General features: G+C 49.8%; 20 protein-coding genes. 9 read left to right on the forward strand and 11 right to left on the reverse strand.

Going from position 1 to position 22,729, the window contains the following annotated elements:
* The 3 genes from J5I83_RS12400 to J5I83_RS12410 form a co-directional block, all read right to left on the reverse strand.
* The coding region (locus tag J5I83_RS12400) for a type I restriction endonuclease subunit R (RefSeq protein ID WP_304056540.1) at nt 1–2,295 on the reverse strand (2,295 nt) is incomplete at its 3' end.
* Nucleotides 2,296–2,584: 289 nt separating this feature from the next.
* Nucleotides 2,585–3,049 carry a single-stranded DNA-binding protein gene (ssb, locus tag J5I83_RS12405; protein ID WP_304056542.1) on the reverse strand — a complete coding sequence of 155 codons (465 nt, stop codon included), beginning with the start codon at nt 3,047–3,049 and terminating at the stop codon, nt 2,585–2,587.
* Nucleotides 3,049–4,434, reverse strand: a complete 1,386-nt coding sequence (locus J5I83_RS12410) for an MFS transporter (RefSeq protein WP_304056545.1) — start codon at nt 4,432–4,434, stop codon at nt 3,049–3,051. Before J5I83_RS12410 ends, ssb begins: the two co-directional genes overlap by 1 nt.
* 66 nt (nt 4,435–4,500) lie before the next feature.
* Between J5I83_RS12410 and uvrA the strand changes: the two genes are divergently transcribed.
* Both uvrA and J5I83_RS12420 read left to right on the forward strand, forming a co-directional pair.
* Nucleotides 4,501–7,353 (forward strand): excinuclease ABC subunit UvrA, encoded by a 2,853-nt coding sequence (uvrA, locus tag J5I83_RS12415; RefSeq protein ID WP_304056547.1) that lies wholly within the window; start codon nt 4,501–4,503, stop codon nt 7,351–7,353.
* A complete protein-coding gene (locus tag J5I83_RS12420) occupies nt 7,350–8,621 on the forward strand; it encodes a glycerate kinase (protein ID WP_304056549.1) in 1,272 nt (423 codons plus the stop codon). Before uvrA ends, J5I83_RS12420 begins: the two co-directional genes overlap by 4 nt.
* A 106-nt stretch (nt 8,622–8,727) precedes the next feature.
* On the opposite strand, the gene J5I83_RS12425 is transcribed toward J5I83_RS12420, so the two are convergent.
* From J5I83_RS12425 to J5I83_RS12435, 3 genes are all read right to left on the reverse strand, one after another.
* Nucleotides 8,728–9,204 (reverse strand): VOC family protein, encoded by a 477-nt coding sequence (locus J5I83_RS12425; protein WP_304056551.1) that lies wholly within the window; start codon nt 9,202–9,204, stop codon nt 8,728–8,730.
* Nucleotides 9,205–9,340: 136 nt separating this feature from the next.
* Complete coding sequence (locus J5I83_RS12430; RefSeq protein WP_304056552.1) at nt 9,341–9,793, reverse strand: J domain-containing protein; 453 nt, start codon at nt 9,791–9,793, stop codon at nt 9,341–9,343.
* A 348-nt stretch (nt 9,794–10,141) separates the two neighbouring features.
* A complete protein-coding gene (locus tag J5I83_RS12435; RefSeq protein ID WP_304056555.1) occupies nt 10,142–10,531 on the reverse strand; it encodes a hypothetical protein in 390 nt (129 codons plus the stop codon).
* A gap of 175 nt (nt 10,532–10,706) precedes the next feature.
* Between J5I83_RS12435 and J5I83_RS12440 the strand changes: the two genes are divergently transcribed.
* Nucleotides 10,707–11,000, forward strand: coding sequence for a hypothetical protein (locus J5I83_RS12440; RefSeq protein WP_304056556.1), 294 nt, complete (start codon nt 10,707–10,709; stop codon nt 10,998–11,000).
* On the forward strand, nt 10,963–11,388 hold the full coding sequence (locus J5I83_RS12445) for a hypothetical protein (protein ID WP_304056558.1): 426 nt from the start codon (nt 10,963–10,965) through the stop codon (nt 11,386–11,388). The genes J5I83_RS12440 and J5I83_RS12445 overlap by 38 nt, the downstream gene beginning before the upstream one ends.
* A 43-nt stretch (nt 11,389–11,431) precedes the next feature.
* Here the strand turns inward: J5I83_RS12445 and J5I83_RS12450 are convergent, their stop codons facing one another.
* On the reverse strand, nt 11,432–11,785 hold the full coding sequence (locus tag J5I83_RS12450) for a DsrE/DsrF/TusD sulfur relay family protein (protein WP_304056560.1): 354 nt from the start codon (nt 11,783–11,785) through the stop codon (nt 11,432–11,434).
* A gap of 1,062 nt (nt 11,786–12,847) precedes the next feature.
* Between J5I83_RS12450 and J5I83_RS12455 the strand changes: the two genes are divergently transcribed.
* Complete coding sequence (locus J5I83_RS12455) at nt 12,848–14,569, forward strand: di-heme-cytochrome C peroxidase (RefSeq protein ID WP_304056561.1); 1,722 nt, start codon at nt 12,848–12,850, stop codon at nt 14,567–14,569.
* Nucleotides 14,570–14,694: 125 nt separating this feature from the next.
* On the opposite strand, the gene J5I83_RS12460 is transcribed toward J5I83_RS12455, so the two are convergent.
* Nucleotides 14,695–14,832 (reverse strand): hypothetical protein, encoded by a 138-nt coding sequence (locus J5I83_RS12460; RefSeq protein ID WP_304056564.1) that lies wholly within the window; start codon nt 14,830–14,832, stop codon nt 14,695–14,697.
* A gap of 241 nt (nt 14,833–15,073) precedes the next feature.
* Here J5I83_RS12460 and J5I83_RS12465 point away from each other — a divergent pair, with 241 nt between their 5' ends.
* Nucleotides 15,074–16,405 (forward strand): TIR domain-containing protein, encoded by a 1,332-nt coding sequence (locus J5I83_RS12465; protein ID WP_304056566.1) that lies wholly within the window; start codon nt 15,074–15,076, stop codon nt 16,403–16,405.
* A gap of 5 nt (nt 16,406–16,410) precedes the next feature.
* The gene (locus J5I83_RS12470) at nt 16,411–18,555 is read left to right on the forward strand and encodes a hypothetical protein (protein ID WP_304056567.1); all 2,145 of its coding nucleotides are present in this window, start codon (nt 16,411–16,413) and stop codon (nt 18,553–18,555) included.
* Nucleotides 18,556–18,713: 158 nt separating this feature from the next.
* Here the strand turns inward: J5I83_RS12470 and J5I83_RS12475 are convergent, their stop codons facing one another.
* The 3 genes from J5I83_RS12475 to J5I83_RS12485 all read right to left on the reverse strand — a co-directional run bounded on the left by J5I83_RS12475 (nt 18,714) and on the right by J5I83_RS12485 (nt 20,834).
* On the reverse strand, nt 18,714–19,361 hold the full coding sequence (locus J5I83_RS12475; protein ID WP_304056569.1) for an MT-A70 family methyltransferase: 648 nt from the start codon (nt 19,359–19,361) through the stop codon (nt 18,714–18,716).
* A 142-nt stretch (nt 19,362–19,503) separates the two neighbouring features.
* Entirely contained in the window at nt 19,504–20,175 is a 672-nt protein-coding gene (alkB, locus tag J5I83_RS12480) for a DNA oxidative demethylase AlkB (protein WP_304056592.1), read from the reverse strand.
* 113 nt (nt 20,176–20,288) lie between these two features.
* On the reverse strand, nt 20,289–20,834 hold the full coding sequence (locus tag J5I83_RS12485) for a methylated-DNA--[protein]-cysteine S-methyltransferase (RefSeq protein ID WP_369683426.1): 546 nt from the start codon (nt 20,832–20,834) through the stop codon (nt 20,289–20,291).
* A 290-nt stretch (nt 20,835–21,124) separates the two neighbouring features.
* Between J5I83_RS12485 and J5I83_RS12490 the strand changes: the two genes are divergently transcribed.
* Both J5I83_RS12490 and J5I83_RS12495 read left to right on the forward strand, forming a co-directional pair.
* Nucleotides 21,125–21,574, forward strand: coding sequence for an NUDIX hydrolase (locus J5I83_RS12490; RefSeq protein WP_304056571.1), 450 nt, complete (start codon nt 21,125–21,127; stop codon nt 21,572–21,574).
* A gap of 310 nt (nt 21,575–21,884) precedes the next feature.
* Entirely contained in the window at nt 21,885–22,706 is an 822-nt protein-coding gene (locus tag J5I83_RS12495; RefSeq protein WP_304056574.1) for a class I SAM-dependent methyltransferase, read from the forward strand.
* Nucleotides 22,707–22,729 lie beyond the last annotated feature (23 nt).

A 22,729-nucleotide genomic window follows, 5' to 3' on the forward strand; every position in this document is an offset into this window, starting at 1 on the left:
TTGTATCGCGTTTATCTGCTGTGAAAACACTTCAGCATTTTCGGTGTTGAAATGGAACAACACGTCCTTGATGTGCTCAATCTCAGCGGCGATTTCCTCCTGTGATTTGAACAGGTTGGAGTAATGCGCCATCTCATCGCCAAGCTCAGCCTGCAATTCGTCGAAATAAGCTTTGTTGGTGACATCGAATTCCCGACGGATGTCGGCAAAATCAACCACATAACCATAGCGGAAGTCTTGGTAGGTACGGTTGACCCGTGTCAAGGCTTGCAGCAGATTGTGTTTGCGGATCACCCGGCCCAGGTAAAGCTTTTTCAGACGCTTGGCATCAAAACCGGTGAGCAGCATGTTGTAAACGAACAGGAAATCGATTTTGCCGGCTTTGAACGCTTCCACCCAATCTTTTCGTTCCTCCTTAGTACCGGTATCGTGCAAAATCAAAGCCGCGGATGTCACTCGATTGCTCTGTTTGCGCTGGAATCGATAGGTGCTTTCTGGTTGGGCCGCAGGCAAATAGGAGTAATCCTCATCATTAGCCTGTTCTATTGCTGAAAAGCGGTCTTTTGCATACTTTGCGTTAAATATCTCAAACATCTGTCTGGCTTGTTCCGAGCTGTCACAAATGACCATACCGCCGATGCTGGCATCATTGAGTGCGCCGCGGCTTTTCTCAAAATCGGTGATGATGTAATCCAGCATCGGTTCGACAAAGGTGGGATGAGCATAGACCAATTTTTGGTCAATGTCGCCTTGTTGTACTTCCACTTCTGCCAGTGCCTGTTGCAGGGCAATTCTGTAATTGGTGGCGATTTCTTCCCGGATCAGCCGCAAGGTGTAACCGTCGGCAATCGACGCGTTATAGTAGTACTTGTGGATATAGTCGCCAAATAGGACTCGTGAGTTGTAGTCATCACCCAAGAGCGGCGTTCCGGTCAGGCCGATTTTGATCGCGCTGCGATCCGATTGATCCAGATTGGCCAGGAAGCTGCCTTTGGGATTGTAGCTGCGGTGTACTTCATCCAGAAAATAAACGCGCTGAATGGCGACATTGTAGTCTTTGGTGGATATGACGTCCGGGTCGTCTTTGAATTTTTGGATATTCACCACCGTGATCTCGGGTTTGCCGGAGTGGTTGTGGATGACTTGCGTGACTTTAATGTCTCGGCTGAATGCCTCGCGCGAGTCAATCGTGTGCACGGTCAAGCCGCGGCTGGTGAATTCGCGATGTGCTTGAATCAGCAGGTCGAGCCGGTCGACGATGTAATAGAATTTGGGGATGATTTGCCGTCGCTGGAAGTAATCGGTTAAAAAGCGCACGTTATAGTAGGCAAGCGCGGTTTTGCCGCTGCCCTGCGTGTGCCAAATGATGCCTTTTCTACTCCCGTCGTTTAGCTTGCGCTCAATGGCCTTGGTGGCAAATAACTGCGGATAGCGCATGATGTGCTTGTGCAAGCCGTCGGTTTCTAACACGTAGGCCAAGGCATAACGCAAAACGAAAGCAAGCCGCTCGCGGCTCAGCAATGAGGTGCAAATACGGTTGGTTGGCCGGTTGGGGTCTTTGTTGGTAATGAATTCTGGATTGCTGCGGATGACTTCGAGATTGTTGTCTTTGAGTACCTTGAGTTCTGTCTCATCCGACAACGACTTGAGCAAAGCCGTCAGATTCAGGATTTCTTCTTCGCGAAAGTAGTTGAAGATAGGCTGGTGGTAAGAAGGGCTGGCATAGAATGCGCCCTGAATGGGTTGAACTTCGCCATCATCGTACTCCATATTGTTGGAGAAGATCATCAACTGGGTGATGTTGACAAAACGTTTGAATTTAGGGTTCTGGAAACGTTTATTGATCCTATCGCGCTCCGCCAGTATACCCTCGCGGTTATGAGGTTTTTTGACTTCTATGAATACCAGCGGCATACCGTTTATGAGCAGGATGATATCGGGCCTGAACTCTTCATCGCCGTTTTGGTAGGTCAGCTCGGTCACCACATGGAAGCTGTTATTGTTAAAGCTCTCAAAGTCGATCAGCTTGGCGCCCGATCGGCCGGTGAGCTTCTCGTGGAAGGCTTTACCCAGATCCTCGTTATCTAACGCCAGTTTCACATCTTCCAACAAGCGGTCAATATCGGCCTCTTCCAGGCCAGGATTGATCTTGCCAGTCGCAGTTTTGAATAACTCCGGAAATATATTGGTTCCCAGGTCCCATTGTTGGTCTTTAAGCGACAGGTATTGGTAACCCAGGCGAACTAAATGCAAGATGGCAGGTATCTTGACGCGCGTATCTTCTGTGAATTTCATGCAATCTTTTAAAAGAAATTAAATCACCCTCAATTTCATTGTGTGTCATCCCTGTTGTCTCCCGAATTATCAAGCATTAGGCTTATTCCATTTCTAAATCAAAACTGACATTGTCGGCTTCACCTTGCCGTATTATTTATACTGTCTGCGGCTCGCCTTCGCGTCATTTTTGATTTGGAAATGGAATTAGGGGAGTGATTACTTATCTCTATAAAATGTAAACGATAAAAAAACCCAGATAAGGAAAAACTCTCTGGGTTTTTGTTTACTAAGATGGTTTAGGTATATTCTAAAACGGAATATCGTCTTCCAGATCGTCAAAACCGCTGCCCGTCTTGCTCTGGGCAGCAGGTTTGTCAGCATAGCTCGCGCTGTTATTGTATTCACTCTCTCGATCGGCAGGCTCGTAGCTGCCGCCACTTGCGCGGCTGCCCAGCATTTGCATGCGATCTGCGATGATCTCGGTGGTGTAACGCTCGATGTTGGATTTATCGGTCCATTTACGTGTCTGCAGGCGGCCTTCGATATACACTTGCGAGCCTTTTTTGAGGTATTCACCCGCAATCTCGGCTTGCTTGCCAAACATCACCACACGGTGCCACTCGGTTCGCTCCTGTTTTTCGCCACCCTTGTCTTTCCAGGTGTCGGTGGTGGCGATATTCAGATTGGCCATGGCGTCACCGCTCGGCATGTAGCGTACTTCCGGGTCCCGTCCCAGATTTCCGACCAGGATAACTTTATTGACTGATGCCATTATGCGTTCCCCTTTAATAATTGAACGACTTTTTCTTCATCAAACCCTTTGAGATCGACTTTCAGATAAGCCACTTGTTCATTGGCTAATACCAGCGCCTCATAAACACCGGGCAATGCTGCCAGTTCACGCGACAGTCCGCTCGCCTGATTCGCATCCATTTCTTCCACATGATACATTTTGGAGCGAACAGCAGCAGGTGCTTTCATCGTGGCGGCTAGCCATAACCATGCCAGAAGCAACAGCGCGCAGAAGGCAGCGATGGCATACACGCCATAATGCTGATAGAAATAGCCACCCGCACTCGCGCCGACAAACGCCCCCAGGAACTGGGTGCTGCTGTACACCCCAATCGCGGTTCCTTTGGCGCCAACCGGCGCAATCTTGGAAATGAGCGATGGCAGGCTTGCTTCCAGCAGATTGAAAGCAGTAAAAAATACCAGCAGCGCTACCGCAGTTCCCCATAAAGACTGATGAGTGAATGCCAGCAAAACCTGCCCCGCCAGCAACAGCGCGACGGCAGCAACAAACACGGGCTTGAGCTTGGCTTTCTTTTCACCATAGATAATAGCCGGCACCATCAGCACCACCGATAACACCATCACCGGCAGATACATCAACCAATGCTGTTCTGCCGCCAGTCCCGCTTCACGCAGCGAGAGCGGCACTACCAGCCACAACGCCATCAATACTGCATGCAACGCGAAAATACCGTAGTTCAGACGTAGCAATTGCGGATCACTCAGCACGCTGGCAAAACGTCCGCTAGAAACTTCGGCATCGGAATGAAAGCGGCTGATCACGGGATCTGGTATCACCTTGCTGACCACGGCAATCGCTGCGATCGCCAGCAAACCGGTCATGATAAAAATACCGGGCACCCCGATCCATTGATTCAACAGCGGCGCGAACATCAATGACAATGCAAAAGTAGCGCCGATGGTCATGCCGATCATGGCCATGGTCTTGGTGCGATGCTCTTCGCGCGTCAGATCGGCGGCCAGCGCCATGACTGCCGCGGAAATCGCACCTGCTCCCTGAATGACGCGGCCCCCAATCACCCAGTAAATATCGATAGCAGTAGCTGCTACGAAACTACCGATGGCGAATAGCACCAGACCCAAATAAATGACCGGTTTGCGTCCGATATGATCGGATATCCAGCCAAACGGAATTTGCAGAATCGCCTGAGTCAGTCCATAGGCGCCCAGCGCAATCCCCACCAAGGTGTAATTATCCCCGCCCGGCAGATGTTCGGCAAAAAGCGAGAAAACAGGCAGAATGATGAATAAGCCAAACATGCGCAACCCATAAACGCCTGCCAGACCGACAGAAGCGCGCATTTCCACCGGAGACATTTTTTCGGAAGTTGATAATGCAGACATGAATCAGATTGTGAGAAAGCTGGAAAATTGGGTATATTAACAGGTTGACCCATACTTAGGTAGCTGATGGAACTGATTAAAATTCGCGGCGCGCGCACTCATAACCTTAAAAATATCAACCTTGATCTACCGCGCAACAAACTGGTGGTGATTACCGGCTTATCCGGTTCAGGCAAATCCTCGCTTGCTTTTGACACGCTGTATGCAGAAGGACAACGGCGCTACGTCGAATCGCTGTCGGCCTATGCACGGCAATTTTTACAACTGATGGAAAAGCCGGACGTCGATCTGATCGAAGGGCTCTCGCCTGCCATTGCCATCGAACAGAAAGCAACTTCGCATAATCCGCGCTCAACGGTTGGAACCGTCACCGAAATTCATGATTACCTGCGCTTACTGTTTGCACGCGCGGGTGACCCGCAATGCCCGGAGCACGGCATCACGCTGGCTGCGCAAAGCGTGTCGCAAATGGTGGATCATGTACTACAATTGCCGGAAGGCACCAAGCTGATGATACTGGCACCCAGCGTAGTCGGGCGCAAAGGTGAACAACTGGATTTGTTCGACGAGTTGCGGGCGCAAGGATTCGTGCGCGTGCGGATCGATAGGCAAATCTATGAGATAGACAATCTGCCCAAATTAGAGAAAAACAAGAAACATACCATCGAGGTGGTGATCGACCGGCTGAAAATCTCACCAGACGCGAAACAGCGACTGGCGGAATCGTTTGAAACCGCGCTGCGCCATGCCGATGGCCGCGCCCTGGCAGTGGAAATGGATAGCGGACAGGAACATCTGTTTTCCGCCAAATTCAGTTGCCCAGTATGCAATTATGCCCTGTCCGAACTGGAACCGCGCCTGTTTTCCTTCAATAATCCGGTCGGCGCCTGTCCCAAATGCGATGGGCTGGGGCAGATCACCTTTTTCGATCCGGCACGGATTGTCGCCTTTCCGCATTTGTCGCTCGCTTCCGGCGCCATCAAGCACTGGGACCGGCGCAACCAGTTTTACTTCCAGATGCTGACAGCGCTGGCCAGACATTATGATTTCGATCTGGAAACGCCCTTCCAGCAGTTGGACGAAAAAATCCAGCACATCATTCTGCACGGTTCCGGCAAGGAAAAAATCAAGTTCTCCTACCTGAATGAAAGCGGTAAATCCTCCCAGCAAACCTATCCGTTTGAGGGTGTGATCCCCAATCTGACGCGCCGTTATAAGGAAACCGATTCACAAACCGTGCGCGAGGAACTGGCGAAATTTATCAACTCATGCACCTGCCCCGATTGCGCAGGCACACGCCTGTGCCGCGAAGCGCGCCATGTGCATGTTGATCAGAAAACCATTTATGAGATCAGCGCCTGGCCGCTCAAGCAGGCCAAGCTGTTTTTCGATCAGATGACGCTGACAGGACACAAGCATGCAATCGCTGAACGCATCATCAAGGAAATTGCCAGCCGCCTGCAATTTCTCAACAATGTCGGGCTGGATTATCTGTCGCTCGATCGCTCAGCCGATACCTTATCCGGCGGAGAATCACAGCGCATCCGCCTGGCAAGTCAAATTGGCTCTGGCCTGACCGGGGTCATGTATGTGCTGGATGAACCTTCGATCGGCCTGCATCAGCGCGATAACAGTCGCCTGCTGGAAACGTTGCAGCACCTGCGCAACCTGGGCAATAGCGTGATCGTGGTGGAACATGATCAGGACGCCATTCTGCTAGCCGATCATGTTGTCGATATGGGTCCAGGCGCTGGCGAGCACGGCGGCTGCGTAATTGCTGAAGGCACACCGGCAGCAATCCAGCAGAATACTGATTCGCTGACCGGCCGTTATCTTTCCGGCCAATTAACCATCCAGGTGCCATCAACCCGCACCGCTCCCAGTCCCGAACGCATGCTAAAAATCACTGGCGCATGCGGCAACAACTTGAAGAATGTCGAACTCCATCTGCCGGTCGGCTTATTGGTGTGCGTCACCGGTGTCTCGGGCTCAGGCAAATCCACGCTGATCAATGACACGCTGTATTGCGCGGTAGCTCGCCATCTCTATGGCAGCAGCATGGAACCCGCGCCTTATCAGGAACTGGATGGCATGGCCTTTTTCGATAAGGTGATCAACATGGATCAAACCCCGATTGGCCGCACACCGCGTTCTAATCCAGCCACCTATACCGGCCTGTTTACACCCATCCGCGAGCTGTTTGCAGGCGTGCCACAGGCGCGGGAACGCGGCTATAGTCCAGGACGTTTCTCGTTCAACGTTAAAGGCGGACGCTGCGAAGCCTGTCAAGGCGATGGCGTCATCAAGGTGGAAATGCATTTTCTGCCGGATATCTATGTTGCCTGCGATGTCTGCCATGGCAAGCGCTATAACCGCGAAACGCTTGAAATCCAATACAAAGGTAAAAACATCAACGAAATCCTGCAGATGACGGTGGAAAATGCCTTTGCCTTCTTCGATTCGGTCCCGGTAGTCGCACGCAAGCTGCAAACCTTGCTCGATGTGGGACTGGGCTACATTACCCTGGGTCAGTCAGCCACCACACTGTCCGGCGGCGAAGCGCAGCGCGTGAAACTGTCACTGGAGCTGTCCAAACGTGATACCGGCCGCACATTGTATATCCTGGACGAACCCACCACCGGCCTTCATTTCCAGGATATCGATCTATTGCTGAAGGTACTGCACCGCTTGCGTGACCATGGCAATACCGTGGTCGTCATCGAGCATAACCTCGATGTCATCAAAACCGCTGACTGGATTATCGATCTCGGCCCCGAGGGAGGCGATGGCGGCGGCCAGATCATCGCTGAAGGGACACCAGAGGACATCACACAAAACCCGGCCAGCGTCACCGGCGAATATTTGAAGCCGATGCTAGCCGCAGCAGATGCCAAGGCGAGTGCAGAGGCAAGCGCTTGAATCCGCGCGAACTGCTGCTTAATAGTTTTCAGGCTGCGCTGGATGCAGCCGACCCGTTGCAAATCGTACCCGCTCATCTGCCGCATCCGCCGAAAGGAAAAACACTGGTGGTGGGCGCTGGCAAGGCTGCCGCCGCCATGGCGCAGGCAGTGGAAACACATTGGCCAGCCGAAGCTAGCCTGGCAGGCATGGTCATCACGCGTTATAGCCACAGTCTGCCTACCCGTAAAATTGAAGTAATTGAAGCAGGCCATCCCTTGCCTGATCAGCACGGCGAACTGGCCGCACGCGCAATGCTGGAAAAGGTGCAAACACTCACCACTGAGGACCTGCTGCTCGCTCTGTTCAGTGGCGGCGGCTCCAGTCTGCTGTCATTGCCGCTTGCAGGCGTGTCAATGGAAGAACTCAAGGCCATCACCCGCCAACTGCTGTTATGCGGCGCTTCGATCCAGGAAATCAACACAGTGCGCAAACATCTCTCTGCCGTTCTCGGTGGCCGACTGGCCGCCGCCTGCCGCGCACCAATCCATTGCCTGATTATTTCCGATGTCACGGGCGACGATCCGACGCACATTGCCTCAGGCCCGTGCGCGCCTGATCCGACCACTTACGCTGACACGCTCGCTCTGCTCAAACAGTATGCGATCAACGTTTCTCCTCAGGTGATGGCTATCCTGCAGGAAAGAAGCCAGCATGGCGCAGACGAAACGCCCAAGCCGGGTGATGCTGTTTTCAGGAATGTGCAAAATCACGTCATTGCCACGGCGCACCAGTCACTTATGGCTGCTGAGCGTTTTTTTCGCAGGCATAACATCACCCCGTTGATACTGGGCGATACCGTCACCGGTGAAGCGCGGGAAGTCGCCAAAGTCTACGCTGCGCTGGCAAGAGAAATCCATCGCTACGGCCAGCCGTTTAAACCACCTGTTGCGCTGATTTCCGGTGGCGAAACCACCGTAACGGTTAAAGGCCCCGGCCGCGGAGGGCGCAACACCGAATTTTTGTTGTCGCTCGCACTTGCACTGAATGGTTTGAAAGGTGTTTATGCACTCGCCTGCGATACCGACGGCATCGACGGCACAGAACAGAATGCCGGGGCAATCATGACTCCCGATACGCTAACGCGCGCCCGTCAGCTCGGCCTCGATCCCAATGCGCTGCTAAATGACAACGATGGCTATAGCTTCTTTCAACGACTCGATGATTTGGTCATCACCGGCCCTACGTGTACCAATGTGAATGATTATCGGGTGATTGTGGTTTCGTAGGGAATTTTGCCAATAATCAATGTCGTGTTAGCAACGGAGTAGCCTTGACATAGTTCGTAGCATACAATTATTTTTCTTGATGCGCGGTTGTCAGCTAAAATTTCGCTTACCTCCCATCGTATGCCCTTTGCAGTGCAGCGAGATCAAATTTCTTCATCTTGAGAAATGCTTGGGTAACTCGGGCCAATCGCTCAGGATCTTGATCCGCCATCATTCTGTCCATGATCGTGGGCACGATCTGCCATGAGAGACCATACTTGTCCTTGAGCCAGCCGCACTGCTCAGCCTCCGGAACGGCTGAAAGCTTTTCCCAGTAGTAGTCCAATTCTGCTTGTGTCTCGCAATAGACCATGAAGGAAATGGATTCATTGAACTTGAACAAAGGTCCAGCGCTGATCGCCATGAATGGCTGGCCGGAAAGAGTAAACGAAACAACATCGCAGTCGCCCGACGGCGTGTTGGGCAGCGTAGTGATGCTCGTGATTCTTGAATCAGGAAAGATAGAGCAGTAGAAGTCTGCCGCTTCCTTTGCTTCCTTGTCGAACCATAGATGTGGAACGATCTTGTGTTTAATTGTTGCCATGACATTTCCCCTCATACGGTTAAATAATTATAGGGTTTTGGAGATCATGACAGCACTGGCTGCCTTATATTATTTGACTAGATTATCAGAGATTTATCGGAAGAAATTGACTGGTTGGTTTTGGTCAAAGAGTAAGCTAGCTTTTTCCTCTGAAATGATCAACAGCGCTACCAATAAGCCAAATAATGCCTGTTAAGACGCCAATACTGATAACGTAAAAAAATGTCCACACCACAATACCCTTAATGGGATTGAATATCGGCAGCAAGATCTCGAGTAAAGCCATATTGTTAACCGAGTGAGCAGAATATTGAGTAGTTGAGTAAGATGATCGACTCGTTTGCCTATTAGCTGAGCTTGCAGTTTCCATTCCAGCAATCCATTCATCATGCTCTCGACGTTTGTCAGGGTCAGATAACACTTTATACGAAGCGTTGATGATCGTCATGATTTGAGCAGCTTCAATATTTCCCGGGTTCTTGTCTGGATGAAATTTCTGTGACAGCCTTTTGTAAGCCGCACGGATGACCTTTGGTGGTGCGTTACGTGCCACCTTGAGGTTATCGTAATGGGTATGTAACTTAGTCATACGTGTAGCGGTAGCGCCTAGAATAAAATGGGGTTAAATATTGAAAAATAACATCTATCTTTTTCTCTGCTTTCTTAACGATTCGACTGACAGTAGTGTAATGCAGCCCAAATTCGTCTGCGATCTATTTTATCGCGTAGTCGCCTGTTTGATAGTCTGCCGTAACTCCTTCATTTCTGTCGATAGAATTAGAGTTTAGTACATCCCAGTACATTTCAGGGTCAGATACCAGAATTAAGAATTCTTATTCTTGCAAACAATAACCCCAATCTTCGCTCTTATTTTTCTTGATTCGTGACCTGGTCCCGATGTGTGCGGTCGAATTAAAGAGTCTGGACACTAAGACCCTTATTTAAATATTTTTTTAAGTTTTCCAAAAGGGAAAATGGTGATACAGGTGGAGCAAGCTCCGGATGAGTCAATAGTTGCTTCAGTGTCTGAATGAAAAACAATACTTATTTGAACATCAGGGAAATTAATTGGATTCACTATTATTTTTTCTGTCGAGATATCTTTTATTGATCCAACATAAGTAGCTGTAAACACATCTCCACTAATTCCTAGTAAAGGTAAGTCAATAATAACTAATGTATTACCATCCTGAAAAATAGAGTAATAAAGCTTCTCCCTCGATTCATTTTGCCAGATACCGTCAACAGATTCTAAATCAACTGCGATTGAACTTATAGGGAATATAATAAAGAACAAAATTATTAATTGCTTTATATATTTAAACACAATAATAACTCCTATTCTATTTCATAAATAGTTAATTAGGGTCTGTTGCTGAGGAATCCCCACAAATAGGTTATTATATTCAATAAATTACTAAAGGATTTTATTAATAAATGAGGAACATACATGGTGTTTGTAGATCTGATTATGATCTCGATATCAACAAAGAAACCCCACCATGCATGCCAAGAAAGTATCTCACAAAATCCTTGCTAACATGTGTGCCTGGATGCACGCTGCTCGCCGTAATGTTTTATCGGTTGCTGTCCTGGCGACCATAGAGAGTAGACGCTTATCGGTAACAGGTCTTGGACGCGCCATCGACAGTGATACCAAGAAAAAGCATTGTATCAAGCGAGCAGACCGACTAATTGGCAATACTCATCTTTATCGTGAGTTTCGTAAAGTTTATACTTCTTTTGCGCGCCTGATCGTTGGTTACGCACAGCGACCGGTTATTCTGGTCGATTGATCAGATCTTGGATTCCTACCAGTGCCATTTTCTGTTACGTGCTTCAGTAGTGATTGATGGACGTGCGCTGACACTCTATGAGGAAGTGCATTGCCTTGAGAGTAAGGAAAAACCAAAGACACACCACATTTTCCTCAAGCAGCTCAAGACAATGCTACCGGAGGACTGTCACCCCATCGTGGTGACTGATGCGGGCTTTCATAATCCCTGGTTCCGGGAAGTCGAACAACTTGAGTGGGAGTGGGATTGGGTAGGTCGTATTCGACATCGTACCTTAGTGCGCTCAAACGAAGACGAGCCTTGGATTAATTGCAAAGTGATATGGGGATTCCTCAGGGTCTGTCCCCTATTTTCCTTTAAAGATAACGATTGCAATCAACCGCGCTAGTGCGCGAGAACGTCGGATGGAACGGATTGTTGGGTCAATATGGCTAGAAGACCAGCACTCTATCTGACTCGACTGTCCACTGCGCCAACTGACTCATGGTACTGACCTCGACCCCATCCACGAGCGGGATTGCTTTAATGCCGCGCGCCTCGCAGCACGTGCCACAGAGTTTGACATGACCTCCCTTGGCGAGAACCGACTTCAGCATACGCTCCACGTTATAATAGCCCTGCGGTGTGGTTTGTGCGGGAATAGCAGCCGTGACCGCATCTGCCATGAGAAAGACGCGCACTTCCGTGCCCGACTGATCTTTCTGGAGCGCCATGGCGAGGCGAAGCGCGTTGTATGTTTTCTCGGAGCCGTACGGTGGCTCATTCAGAATGAAAAGGATTTTCATTGATACTCAACCTCTTTTTATGCGCCCAACGGTCGGGAACTGACCAACGTTGCAATACTCCGGCGCGCTGAAAATTACGTTTTTAATTTGCTGATAACTGGTCGTGTTATAAGTTGTCATTTAATATCTCAACTCTCGGTCTAATTCCATTTCTAAATCAAAACTGACATTGTCAGTTTCACCTTGCCGTATTATTTATACTGTCTGCGGCTCGCCTTCGCGTCATTTTTGATTTGGAAATGGAATAATAGAACACAAGCAGCAATTCGTACGATCATAAAAATTGACATGCATGTGCGAGCATGGCTTCTTCTTTTTGAAATCCGCAATGAGGCATGCCCGCAAGCGCGACCAGCGTTTGCTTCCCGTTGTTGACGATTGCTGCGTCATGGTATGGTCGATGCATCTTTTCAGCGACCGCGCAGATACTATTTTTTATTTCAATGGTGCAATCTGCCACAGCACAAACATACTAACGCGCCAGGTCAAACCTTATTGAAATATGACCCAGCGAGCGACATTGCTACCCACCGGGCCATAAAGGAGAGTAATAGTGAGCACTATTACCAACCTCGTTATCGGCTCGTTTGGCGAAACCTTTAGCTTAATTTTAAATCAATTGAAATAAACATTATCTATCCTCGACATAAAGCAGATACCCACAACCTTATCCACGGAAAATGTGAGTAATAAAACTCAAGTGCCCCAGTTTTCCAAATTGTACTCTGCAACGTTTAGTAACGATGTGGTTCAGGCATATCACTTTTTCAGTACACCTTAACGATCAAATAGCAGTAAAAAGCCACCCTTCTCCTTTTATCAACCCCGTTTAGCGCGTTCTATACTGCTTATGCATCCATTCCAAGCTTGACACTGGCAGCACTGGAAAAAACGAATCCTGTGCATCAACTCGAATCTACTCATAAATTCTTATCATTCCGTATGCAGGATGGCTAGCAGCGCTAGCCTAAAAAGGATTCATCCACTGCCAGTGTGATCAAAGATTGGCAAGGATGCTGTGAACTTATGGATATTCTGATTCATTCTTCAAGGAGAGAGTAAATGTTGAAAATCGGGTTTGTATCCCGGATTGGCAGTATCGTCTCAGTATTTGCCTTGCTTTTGCCCATGACCTCATCTGCCGCAGCGCCGGTAACTGTCGATCAGGGCAAAGAGTGGACAACTTCTGCCAGGAAGGATTTTTATAGCCGCGACCAGGGATCCCGGCTTATGCCGCTTAGCTGGATAGTCGCCTTAAAGCAACCGAATGGCCAGCCATTCATGACTGATAGTCTCGGCCGTTATGGTTATTTGTCAAACGAAGCAAGCCGGCCAGCCGGATTGCCGGTTGGGTTCACTGTTTCCAGTGGCGGGAGTGGGCAGGATATCGGCATGAATTGCTCCGCTTGTCATACGCGCCAAATCGAAGTTGCCGGCACCTGGTACCGAATCGATGGCGGCCCCGGAATCGTCGATTTCCAAAGCTTCCTCGCTGATCTCGATGCTGCGGTAAACACCGTCTTGACGAATCAACAAGCATTCGACGATTTCGCTCAATCTGTGCTCGGCCCTGCACCAACACCGGACAACAAGGACAAGCTGCGAGAGGAAGTAAAAGCCTGGCATTTGCCCTACCACACATTGGTAACGCGCGCGCTTCCCGAAAAGCCTTGGGGGCCGGCAAGACTCGATGCCGTATCGATGATCTTCAATCGGCTCGCTGGGTTAGATATCGGCCCTCCTCCTACTTACATGATTCCTGAAAATATCCAGCCAGCCACCGCACCGGTGCGCTATCCGTTTCTCTGGAATGCCGCGATTCAGGATAAAACGCAGTGGCCCGGCTTCGCCAGCAACGGTAATGACATACTGGCGCTCTCCCGCAATCTCGGTGAAGTCTATGGCGTATTCGCTATTTTTCATCCTAAAAAGGACGCGTGGCGTCTGCTCGGAATCGACTACCTGGCCAATAACTCAGCTGATTTTCAGGGACTGGGCGCACTGGAAGATTTGATCAAGAAAATTGGCCCTCCCAAATGGCCATGGCAAGTAGATCAAGCCCTTGCCAGCAAAGGCAAAGCAATTTATGCACGCAAGACTGACGCGGGTGGCTGCGTCGATTGCCATGGTATCGCACCTGGAGAAACCCGGTTTTTTGAACAAAAGACCTGGAAAACTCCGATCATGGATGTCGGCACAGATTCAAAAGAATATGAGATTCTCGGCCGCACCGTGAAAACCGGTGTGCTTGAAGGCGCAAAAATCCCTTTTCTCGCAGCTCCGCTCAAGCCAGTCGATACCGCTTTCAACGTTCTGGGAACTGCTGTTCTCGGCTCTATTCTCCAGCATTACGTTCCCATCCTGATGAAGGCAGAAGATGCCGCAAAAGAAGATGGTCTGAAATCACCGTTTCCACCGGAAACAGAATCTCTCCGGAACGCATTTATCGCACCGGCAGTGTCTGAAAAGCCAACTTACGCGTATGAGTCCCGCGTACTTGAAGGAATCTGGGCGGCTGCACCGTATCTTCATAATGGATCTGTGCCAACACTGACGGAATTGCTAAAACCAGCAGCCGAACGGGTCAGCTCGTTCAAAGTCGGCCCTGCTTACGATATCGTCAATATCGGAATTGCCGCTGAGCAAACCAAGTTTGACTATACGTTACAAACGACCGATTGCAGTGACCGGAACTCCGGAAACAGCCGTTGCGGCCATGAATACGGCACTACGCTTTCCTCAGACGAGAAGAAAGCTTTGCTTGAGTATCTCAAAACACTCTAAATAGAGATATTCGATCAGCATCACAACTCGCCCCTGGTAAAAATCTATTTTCTTGGGGCGAGCCAAGTCCTTGATGCCATGCCAGATCGATTTCATCTTTTCTGGCACCGATAAGATAATGCGTTTCACGCAACGGATTCAGACAATTTCCTCGCAACAAGCGCATCAAGACTCAGCGCGAGTTTCCATTGCCAATGGCAGGACTGCACACGTTTATCTACTCTCATATTGAACTGAGCGCTGTACTGCTGATGTGCAATCATAGGATCTCCCATTGCTACGTGTTTGCACGTATTTGCTTACCTCCTATTTTTCGATATCTTTTTGAAAAAATCATGAATGGGCAGTGAAATCATGAGAAATTAGCCATGCCGTTGGTAGCCTGTCATTGATTGATGATTCATCCCATTGATTTCCTAACTCCTGAATGGTGATGATCAACTAAAAAGATGCGCCGCGACGCTTAAATAATTTTCTGCTGGAAAAAGTATATCGGGAGACTAAATGAAAGATAGGCACTGGATCAGTCTCGTCACCAGCATCCGGCATGGGCAGAGTGTGCTTGTGCTGGGACGCGAGATTCCGGCAAGGATGGAATTAGAAACGCAACAGGACGATGCCAGCATGAGCGATGCGCTGACTGCCAAGTTAGTAGCCGAGCTAGAGGAAGACAATCGTCATGTGATGGGTGATACGCTACCTGCAGTCGCTCAGCAGTATGAAGACGCTGAGGGATTCGGCGCTCACGCGCTGCGTGCACTGGCGGAGAAATTCTACAAATCGCCTCATTTCGCCCCGTCGCAGACCCATGCGGCGCTCGCGGCGCTGCCCTTCAGCCTGATTTTAACGACAAACCAGGATAATCTATTGATCCGCGCGCTGAAAGAAGCCGGCAAGGATCCCATTGTGTGCCGCTACAACCTGCGCGGAGATAAACGGGATAATCCCGAGATCGGATTGCCAGGCTCACCTCAGTCACCGCTGGTCTTTCACCTGTTTGGCGATGCGCAGGAACCGGCGTCGTTGGTCTTGAGCGAAAATGATCTGCTGGATTTCCTGATCGCCATCGTCTCCGAACGACCGCCGCTGCCCAACAGTCTCGTGCACGCTCTTAAAAGAGTTGGTCAAAGTTTTTTGTTCGTCGGATTCGGAATCAAAAACTGGTACCTGCGGGTATTATTAAAAATACTCGTTCGGGTATTGGAGCTAAATCGGACGGGTGAAACCATTGCGACAGAACCCCTGCGCGGCTTATCGCAATATGACCGTGAACAGACCGTTCTTTTCTACCGACGGGGAACCCATATTGAAGTGGAAGATACAGACATTCCCACTTTTCTGAATGAATTATCCCGGCGAATTGCGACTGAAGGAGGCATTGTCGAGCAGACTGTCCCCGTGGGCCCACGCCCCCGGGTATTTATTAGCTATGCTCGGGAAGACAATGATCTTGCCGTCAAAGTGTTTGATACCCTGCAGCAGTCTGGCTTTGAACCCTGGTTCGACAAAGAGTCGCTGAGCGGCGGCGACTTGTGGAATGAACGCATCCTGGAAGAACTCGGCGCCACAGACTTCACGCTGGTCCTTTATACGCCAGCACTTTGTGCCAAGACCGATAGCTATGTGAATAAGGAGATCAACTTGGCTCGTCAGCGTGCGCTCAATGTGCGCGGATCTTTTCTGATTCCACTTCAGACCGCCGAGATTGCTGCAGAAAACCGCATCCATGAGCTGAGTGATTATCAGGAAATGTTACTCAGGCCAGCAAGCTTTGACGACGATATTTCGAAGGTCATATCGACCATGCGCCGCGACTATCAACGCAGATTGCGATAACTATCATGGACACCCACAAGAAGAATAGATATCCCGGCGCACAACCATTTTCAGACGATGACTTATCGCATCGGGTCTTTTTCGGCCGGGAGGACGCAGCCCGCTTGCTTACCGATAAGATCCTCGCCAATCAGCTTGTCGTCGTTTATGGACGTTCAGGATTGGGGAAAACATCTCTGTTGAATGCCGGCCTCGCGCCGCTGTTGCGTGCAGAGGGTTACTTACCACTTTTCTTGCGGGTCAATGACACGAAGAAAGGAGCGCTCCAATCGCTTCTGGACGCGATTCCATCGGAGGCCAGTAGACAAGGAGTGGAATATACACCAGGCCTGACAGACTCGTTGTGGAGCTTTTTCAAGACAGCAGAGTTTTGGCGTGGCGATTTACTGCTAACGCCCGTATTAATTTTCGATCAGTTCGAGGAGCTTTTTACGCTCCAGCACGAACAGGCACGAGCGCGTTTGCTGGACGAATTAAGTTATTTATCACGTGGCGTGCCTCCCCCCTCTGCGATGTCATCCGCTCACGGCAAACTGAGCGAACGACCGCCTGAGATTCGAATCCTGTTGTCTTTGCGGGAGGAATATCTCGGTTTCCTTGAGGAAGCAGCGGACCAAATCCCCCAAATTTTCGATGCGCGATTCCGCCTAACCCCACTTGATTTTGAAGCCGCAGAAAAAGCAATTATCGGACCGGCAGGAATCGATGATCCGGCGTTTGCTACCAGGCCATTTACTTTGGACCGCCAGGCCGTCGCCGATGTTTTGACCTATCTGTCGCAACGCAGGACCCGCACGGTTGCCGAAACCAAACGCTATATCGAACCGTTTCAGCTACAACTCGTCTGCCATCGGATCGAGCAGATCGCCGCGCTTCGGCAGCGCAATTCGTCATCGGATATCACCATCACCATGGCAGATATCGGTGGAGAAACTGCCCTCACTGCAACCCTGAGAAATTTCTATAATGACTCGCTCCTCACCCTGCGAAACAGGCGGGCGCGCAAAGCGGCTCGCCGCTTATGCGAAGAATACCTTATCAGCGCTGAAGGACGTCGTTTGAGTCTGGAAGAAAATGAAATCTGCCGGCAGCTCAGTTTGCCGAAAGAAATGCTCGGCCAATTGGTCGCAAGCCGGCTTTTACGGGTAGAACACCGATCTGACAGTACCTATTACGAACTAAGCCATGACGCGCTTGTCGAGCCCATTCTCGCTTCCCAACACAGGAAGGTAACCGTTACCGCATGGCTGGGCATTGCGTCCGGAACTGTCATTTTTTTCTTGTCTGTCTTCTTCTCACTGCTCTTCTTGCACTACATGGCGTTCGACCATGAATATTCCGCTAATGCCGCCGAGCGCATCTGGGAAATCATCGCTTTGGCATTGCTGGTGTTCGCCATGCTGGTGTTCACCGCCTTGTCCGTGATCCTCCTGCAAAATAGCGCCCGCTCACTCCTGAGGCAACGGCGCGCACGTGAAGTTTTGCCTGCTGATTCCGGTCAGATGTCGCAGCGCAGTGGCCTTGTCACCGGCTTGCTGGCCCTAACTGCCGGAGCAGCTATCGCCACCCTTGGTTTTCTCGTATTCATCTTTGAATCCATCCTTGCCAGTGTCTCCTTTGACCAGGACTTGCTACCGGCGGTGATAGAGCTGGGTTTGGAAATCGAGGCACAACGGGTGATTGCCAATGGGATTGGACTCGATCTAATCGCTTATATCGTCACGACACCGCTGATGATTTTGATGGGCGGGCGCCTGATGCGTTGGGGCATCTTTCGCTTGGTCCGCTACCCTACTCGCCACAAACTCAAAAATACCGAGATATCTAATAAATTTACTTTTCGCAGCATGCAGCTTCGTGCTGTTTCAAAGATATTCCTTGGCAGTCTGTTTCTTGTGGCTGCAATGGTGTTGGTTATTTTAGATCTCGCCGGTGCAAGCTGTACCTATCTCTCCCCGGACGTAGTTAGCGGCTGGCTCCCTCTCGATTGGTTCACCTTTCTGAGCCTCCAATGCAAGGGATATTATGAATATTCTGCAGTTGCCAGTGGTCTGATTTTTGATGTCTTGCTGATTATCTGCTGCCTGTTCGTTGCAGTGCCCATGGTGCGCAAGGGTTTATCGATATTAAACGTCATTAGACAACCCTGAATAATTCATCATTCTTTTGACCAAGCATGCGCTAATTTCGTGATTCGACTAGATACTTTATTACACCATGACCGCAACGCTTTTTCTTGCGCCTGTGACTTGAACTCATACCATTTCTCAATGAGGCCCCATGCTCGAGAAACTCCTTGCTGGGCAATCTACAACAGTTTTCTTTGCTTAAACGCGACAACATTCGCTTGCGAATGATTGGGATAGGTATCCCAGCCAGGGGTGTATTCCTCAGCCTGGTTACCCCATACGAACCAGCCCGTTCGCGGTCCTCTTGCAAAAAGCTCGATGTACGGCCCAGGACTACAGGATTCGATAATTTGATATTGCTCCTCAGGTTTGCGGCTATGTTCCCGCTTCTGGGAGGAGATGATATTCTCTTGGCTGCGGCCGGCTTGCAATGTACGGGCATTTTTTCCTCTCACCCCAAATAAAATCATTTCGGTAACGTTGCGAAAGTAAAAGCCGACACCGCGTCTATCGGGCCCGCCATCTTTTCTGATCTTGTACCAGATTAAATTCGTCTTGTAGGTAAATCCCCAGTGCTCCATTACCTGTAGTCCGTCTGCCAACAGCGCATTTGGCACCCACAAGTAGAGATGGGCAGTATCAGTTACGATCGCCTCCACAGGCAAATCCTTAATTTGCTGCAAGGTCATGGTCGGATAGCGGGATAATCGCTTATGTTCAGGCGCCATTTTCCCCGTACGGTTCTGAAATTGCCAGGGGGGATCCGCCAGCACGGTTGCAAATTTTCTTTTCCCTGCAGCGTCAAGAAGATCATCCGACGCACTCATGTTACCTGTCCTCTGCATAACGTCATTCCGAGAGACCAAAAATCAAAAGAACACCCCCTTACTACCCCTGCCAGATACCCAGCAAATCAGCGGGCAAACAAGCCGGCAGCCTACAGAAACTCTAGCAAAAATGCTAACTGTCTTAGGGTCCTGTCTGCCGTCGACCTGTCTTGCGGAAAGCCAGATTGATCCGATACAAGCCTGTCAATCGATGATATTCCTGCTTGATCGGCAACACACCGTGGTAGCGCAATCTTGCTGCCCCACCCCATACCACCACGTCACCGTGCATTAATGGCACTCGCATTGGTCTGTCCTGCCGGCATAAGCCACCCCACAGAAAAATAGCGGGAATCCCCAGCGAAACCGAGACAATGGGGGCGTCAAAGTCGCGTTCATTCTTGTCCTGATGCAATGAGAGGCGGGAACCCGGCGCATACCGGTTGATCAGGCATACATCGGGTTTGTAATTTGTAAAACCGGCGCTTGCGGCAGCGTTCTGTGCGAGTTTCAACAAAACGTCAGGCATGCGTGGCCAGGGCTTGCCACTGTCCGGGTCTGTCGCATCATAGCGATAGCCGCTGCTATCCGATACCCAGCCATAGGAACCACAATTCGTCATGGCTACCGACATGCGGAAGCCGCCTGGCGTCATCATGTGACGAAATGGCGCTGCGATTGTAATGTGTCTCAATGCTTCGAAGATAGCGCTTTCATCCGGCAGTGCAAAACCGCGCAGCACAACTGCGCCAGGACACAGCTCTTCCCGTCGTAATGGAGACAGCGCCGCGTCTTCAAACAAGTTTAAGGTCATGTTCATTGTTCAGATTGCATCAGGAAAAATAATGCCCATAGGATAGCGTTGATCCAAGCGCAGGCGACTTACACCATACCTTACGCTGCTACGCAATTTTTTTGGCAACATAATCATAACTGTTCCTTCGCATCGGCTTCTTTCTCGAGCAGGGCACGCTTACGCTCTACACCCCAACGATAGCCAGCCAAGGCACCATTCTGGCGCATAACCCTGTGGCAGGGTATAGCGACTGCCAGTTTATTTGCCGCGCATGCCCGGGCGACTGCCCGCATCGATTTAGGGGCGCCGAGACGTCGGGCAATCTCCGTGTAACTTACAGTCTGTCCTGCTGGAATCTCGCGCAAAGCCCGCCACACACGCTGCTGAAATGGGGTGCCGCGGAGATCCAGAGGTAGATCCAGGCCGATGCCCGGCGCTTCGATAAAACCAGCTATCATAGCAATGAGCTGCTCAGATTCCGCATCTCCTCCGATCAAGTTAACGCGAGGAAAGTCAGCCTGCAAATCGTGCGCCAGTCTATCGGGATCATCACCCAGGAGAATGGCGCAAATACCACGATTACTTTGGGCAACCAGGATTGATCCGAGGGAGCACTCGCCAATGGCAAAACGAATGTCAGTGTCAGCGTCGCCAGCGCGATCATCGCTGGGCGTCATGCCCGGAATTCCGTTTGATCTTTCATAACATTTGCATTCATGGTGTCATCCTTGGACAAGCTTAGCTTGGTAACAGTTACCAATTTATCACCATCACCAACGTGTCGCACTCCGATTTTTGCTTTTGAAACAAGGTTGCGCTAATTCAAACTGGATTTCAGGATCGAAAAGAGCAAAAACAAAATATATACCTCATTCTACTGGTTCACTAAAATAGACAACCTCAAATCATATTCCTCAGGCACTTTCAGCCTGATAAACGCCAATTTTTCTATTCATGCGGAGATTATATGCCCCGGCCGGTTACTCCCTCACTTGCCTGCGATACCATTATCGAGCTAATCGATTATCCAGACCGTCCCATTGTCTTAATTGAACGCGCTTATCCACCCTTTGACTGGGCCATTCCAGGAGGATTTGTCGACGTCGGTGAAATGGTTGAGCATGCAGCAGTGCGAGAAGCGCGAGAAGAAGTTGGGTTAGAGATACGGTTAATGGCATTACTCGGTCTCTATTCCGACCCAAGCCGCGACCAGCGCGGACATACTGTAACCGCGGTTTATGTCGCAGAAGCGTTCGGCACACCAGTTGCCGCCGACGATGCCAAAAATTGCCAGATATTCAGTGTGAATAACTTGCCCCAGCTGCTGGCTTTTGACCACAAGCAGGTGCTCATCGATTACGTCAATTTTCGTTCAACTGGGAAAGTAGCGCCATTACGGTGTGTTTCTAATATTTGAAAGAATATGCCGATAAGCCATCAGGTGGTGCTTTCTTCTATCAGCATTAACCGGTTTCGAGTTAACGCTAAAAATGGGCTTGCAATTCCTTGAATTTTTTGTGCTGCAAGTAACGAAGCCAAATGATTTTCTTGCTCGATTTTCAATCCATTTGACAGCTAGCCTGACTTTCAGTACGTTCTTATCTTATGAAAAAGAACATTTATTTTTCTGATATCCCTTTGATAAATGGATTGAAATATTATTGGTTGAATAATTCTTGGATTGTCAGATGGACATGATCTCTCGATCGAGTGAGAGCGCAGAAACTTTGAGATTACTCCAATTTCTGGAGCCTGCAGGAACTCGCATTGAAACACTGACGCTGACCAGTTGGGGCGGGCATATCCCATTCATGTTCTGCCTCATGAATTATTTTCGCCCTCGCACCTTTCTTGAACTCGGTACGCACTATGGCGCGAGTTTCTTTGCAGTTTGCCAGGCCATACGTGAATTTGGCCTAAATTGTTCACCAACAGCCGTCGATCTGTGGGCGGGCGATGAGCATGCCGGAAAATATGGCGAGAATGTTTATGCCAGTTTTAGGCGGATTCATCAGGACAAATATCATGGCATCGGTTGCGTCCTGAGAAAAGATTTTAACGAAGCAGCGGCCGATTTCGACAACCAGAGTCTTGATCTAATTCATATTGACGGGCTGCATACTTACGAAGCAGTCAAGAATGATTATGAAACGTGGCTGCCAAAAGTGTCCCCGAATGGCATTATGCTGTTTCACGACACCCATGTGCGGGAAAGAGGTTTTGGTGTATGGAAATTGTGGGATGAAATCAAGGATGACTATGTCAGTTTCAACTTTTCCCACACCCATGGTTTGGGTGTACTCGCATTGGGCTCCGCTGATTCAAATCCTGTTATTCCCATCTTGCAAACAGTGAATGATTCGGACATCGCCAGAAATTCATTTGACCATTTTTTTCGTTTAGCAGGTGAACGCGCTGTAAGCGAGGCGATTTCCCAAATAAAACTTCAGGCAATCCGGGAGCGATTGCCAGCACCGCTGCTGAGACTGTTTCGGCGGAGTAAAGCCATTCGGCGCAAAATTTTTCCTGCGAGCACGCGCGCCCATTAACACTCGATATTTCCTCAGTTTTC

Origin of the sequence: Nitrosomonas communis (assembly GCF_024102715.1) — a bacterium.
Taxonomy (GTDB): domain Bacteria; phylum Pseudomonadota; class Gammaproteobacteria; order Burkholderiales; family Nitrosomonadaceae; genus Nitrosomonas; species Nitrosomonas communis_B.

Coding starts and splice junctions, on each gene's coding strand:
- J5I83_RS12410 (WP_304056545.1), bottom strand. CDS start 4,434: ATGTCTGCATTATCAACTTCCGAAAAAATGTCTCCGGTGGAAATGCGC.
- J5I83_RS12430 (WP_304056552.1), bottom strand. CDS start 9,793: ATGACTAAGTTACATACCCATTACGATAACCTCAAGGTGGCACGTAAC.
- J5I83_RS12455 (WP_304056561.1), top strand. CDS start 12,848: ATGTTGAAAATCGGGTTTGTATCCCGGATTGGCAGTATCGTCTCAGTA.
- J5I83_RS12470 (WP_304056567.1), top strand. CDS start 16,411: ATGGACACCCACAAGAAGAATAGATATCCCGGCGCACAACCATTTTCA.
- J5I83_RS12440 (WP_304056556.1), top strand. CDS start 10,707: ATGCATGCCAAGAAAGTATCTCACAAAATCCTTGCTAACATGTGTGCC.
- J5I83_RS12465 (WP_304056566.1), top strand. CDS start 15,074: ATGAAAGATAGGCACTGGATCAGTCTCGTCACCAGCATCCGGCATGGG.
- J5I83_RS12485 (WP_369683426.1), bottom strand. CDS start 20,834: ATGACGCCCAGCGATGATCGCGCTGGCGACGCTGACACTGACATTCGT.
- J5I83_RS12425 (WP_304056551.1), bottom strand. CDS start 9,204: ATGGCAACAATTAAACACAAGATCGTTCCACATCTATGGTTCGACAAG.
- uvrA (WP_304056547.1), top strand. CDS start 4,501: ATGGAACTGATTAAAATTCGCGGCGCGCGCACTCATAACCTTAAAAAT.
- alkB (WP_304056592.1), bottom strand. CDS start 20,175: ATGACCTTAAACTTGTTTGAAGACGCGGCGCTGTCTCCATTACGACGG.
- J5I83_RS12450 (WP_304056560.1), bottom strand. CDS start 11,785: ATGAAAATCCTTTTCATTCTGAATGAGCCACCGTACGGCTCCGAGAAA.
- J5I83_RS12490 (WP_304056571.1), top strand. CDS start 21,125: ATGCCCCGGCCGGTTACTCCCTCACTTGCCTGCGATACCATTATCGAG.
- J5I83_RS12460 (WP_304056564.1), bottom strand. CDS start 14,832: ATGATTGCACATCAGCAGTACAGCGCTCAGTTCAATATGAGAGTAGAT.
- J5I83_RS12475 (WP_304056569.1), bottom strand. CDS start 19,361: ATGAGTGCGTCGGATGATCTTCTTGACGCTGCAGGGAAAAGAAAATTT.
- ssb (WP_304056542.1), bottom strand. CDS start 3,049: ATGGCATCAGTCAATAAAGTTATCCTGGTCGGAAATCTGGGACGGGAC.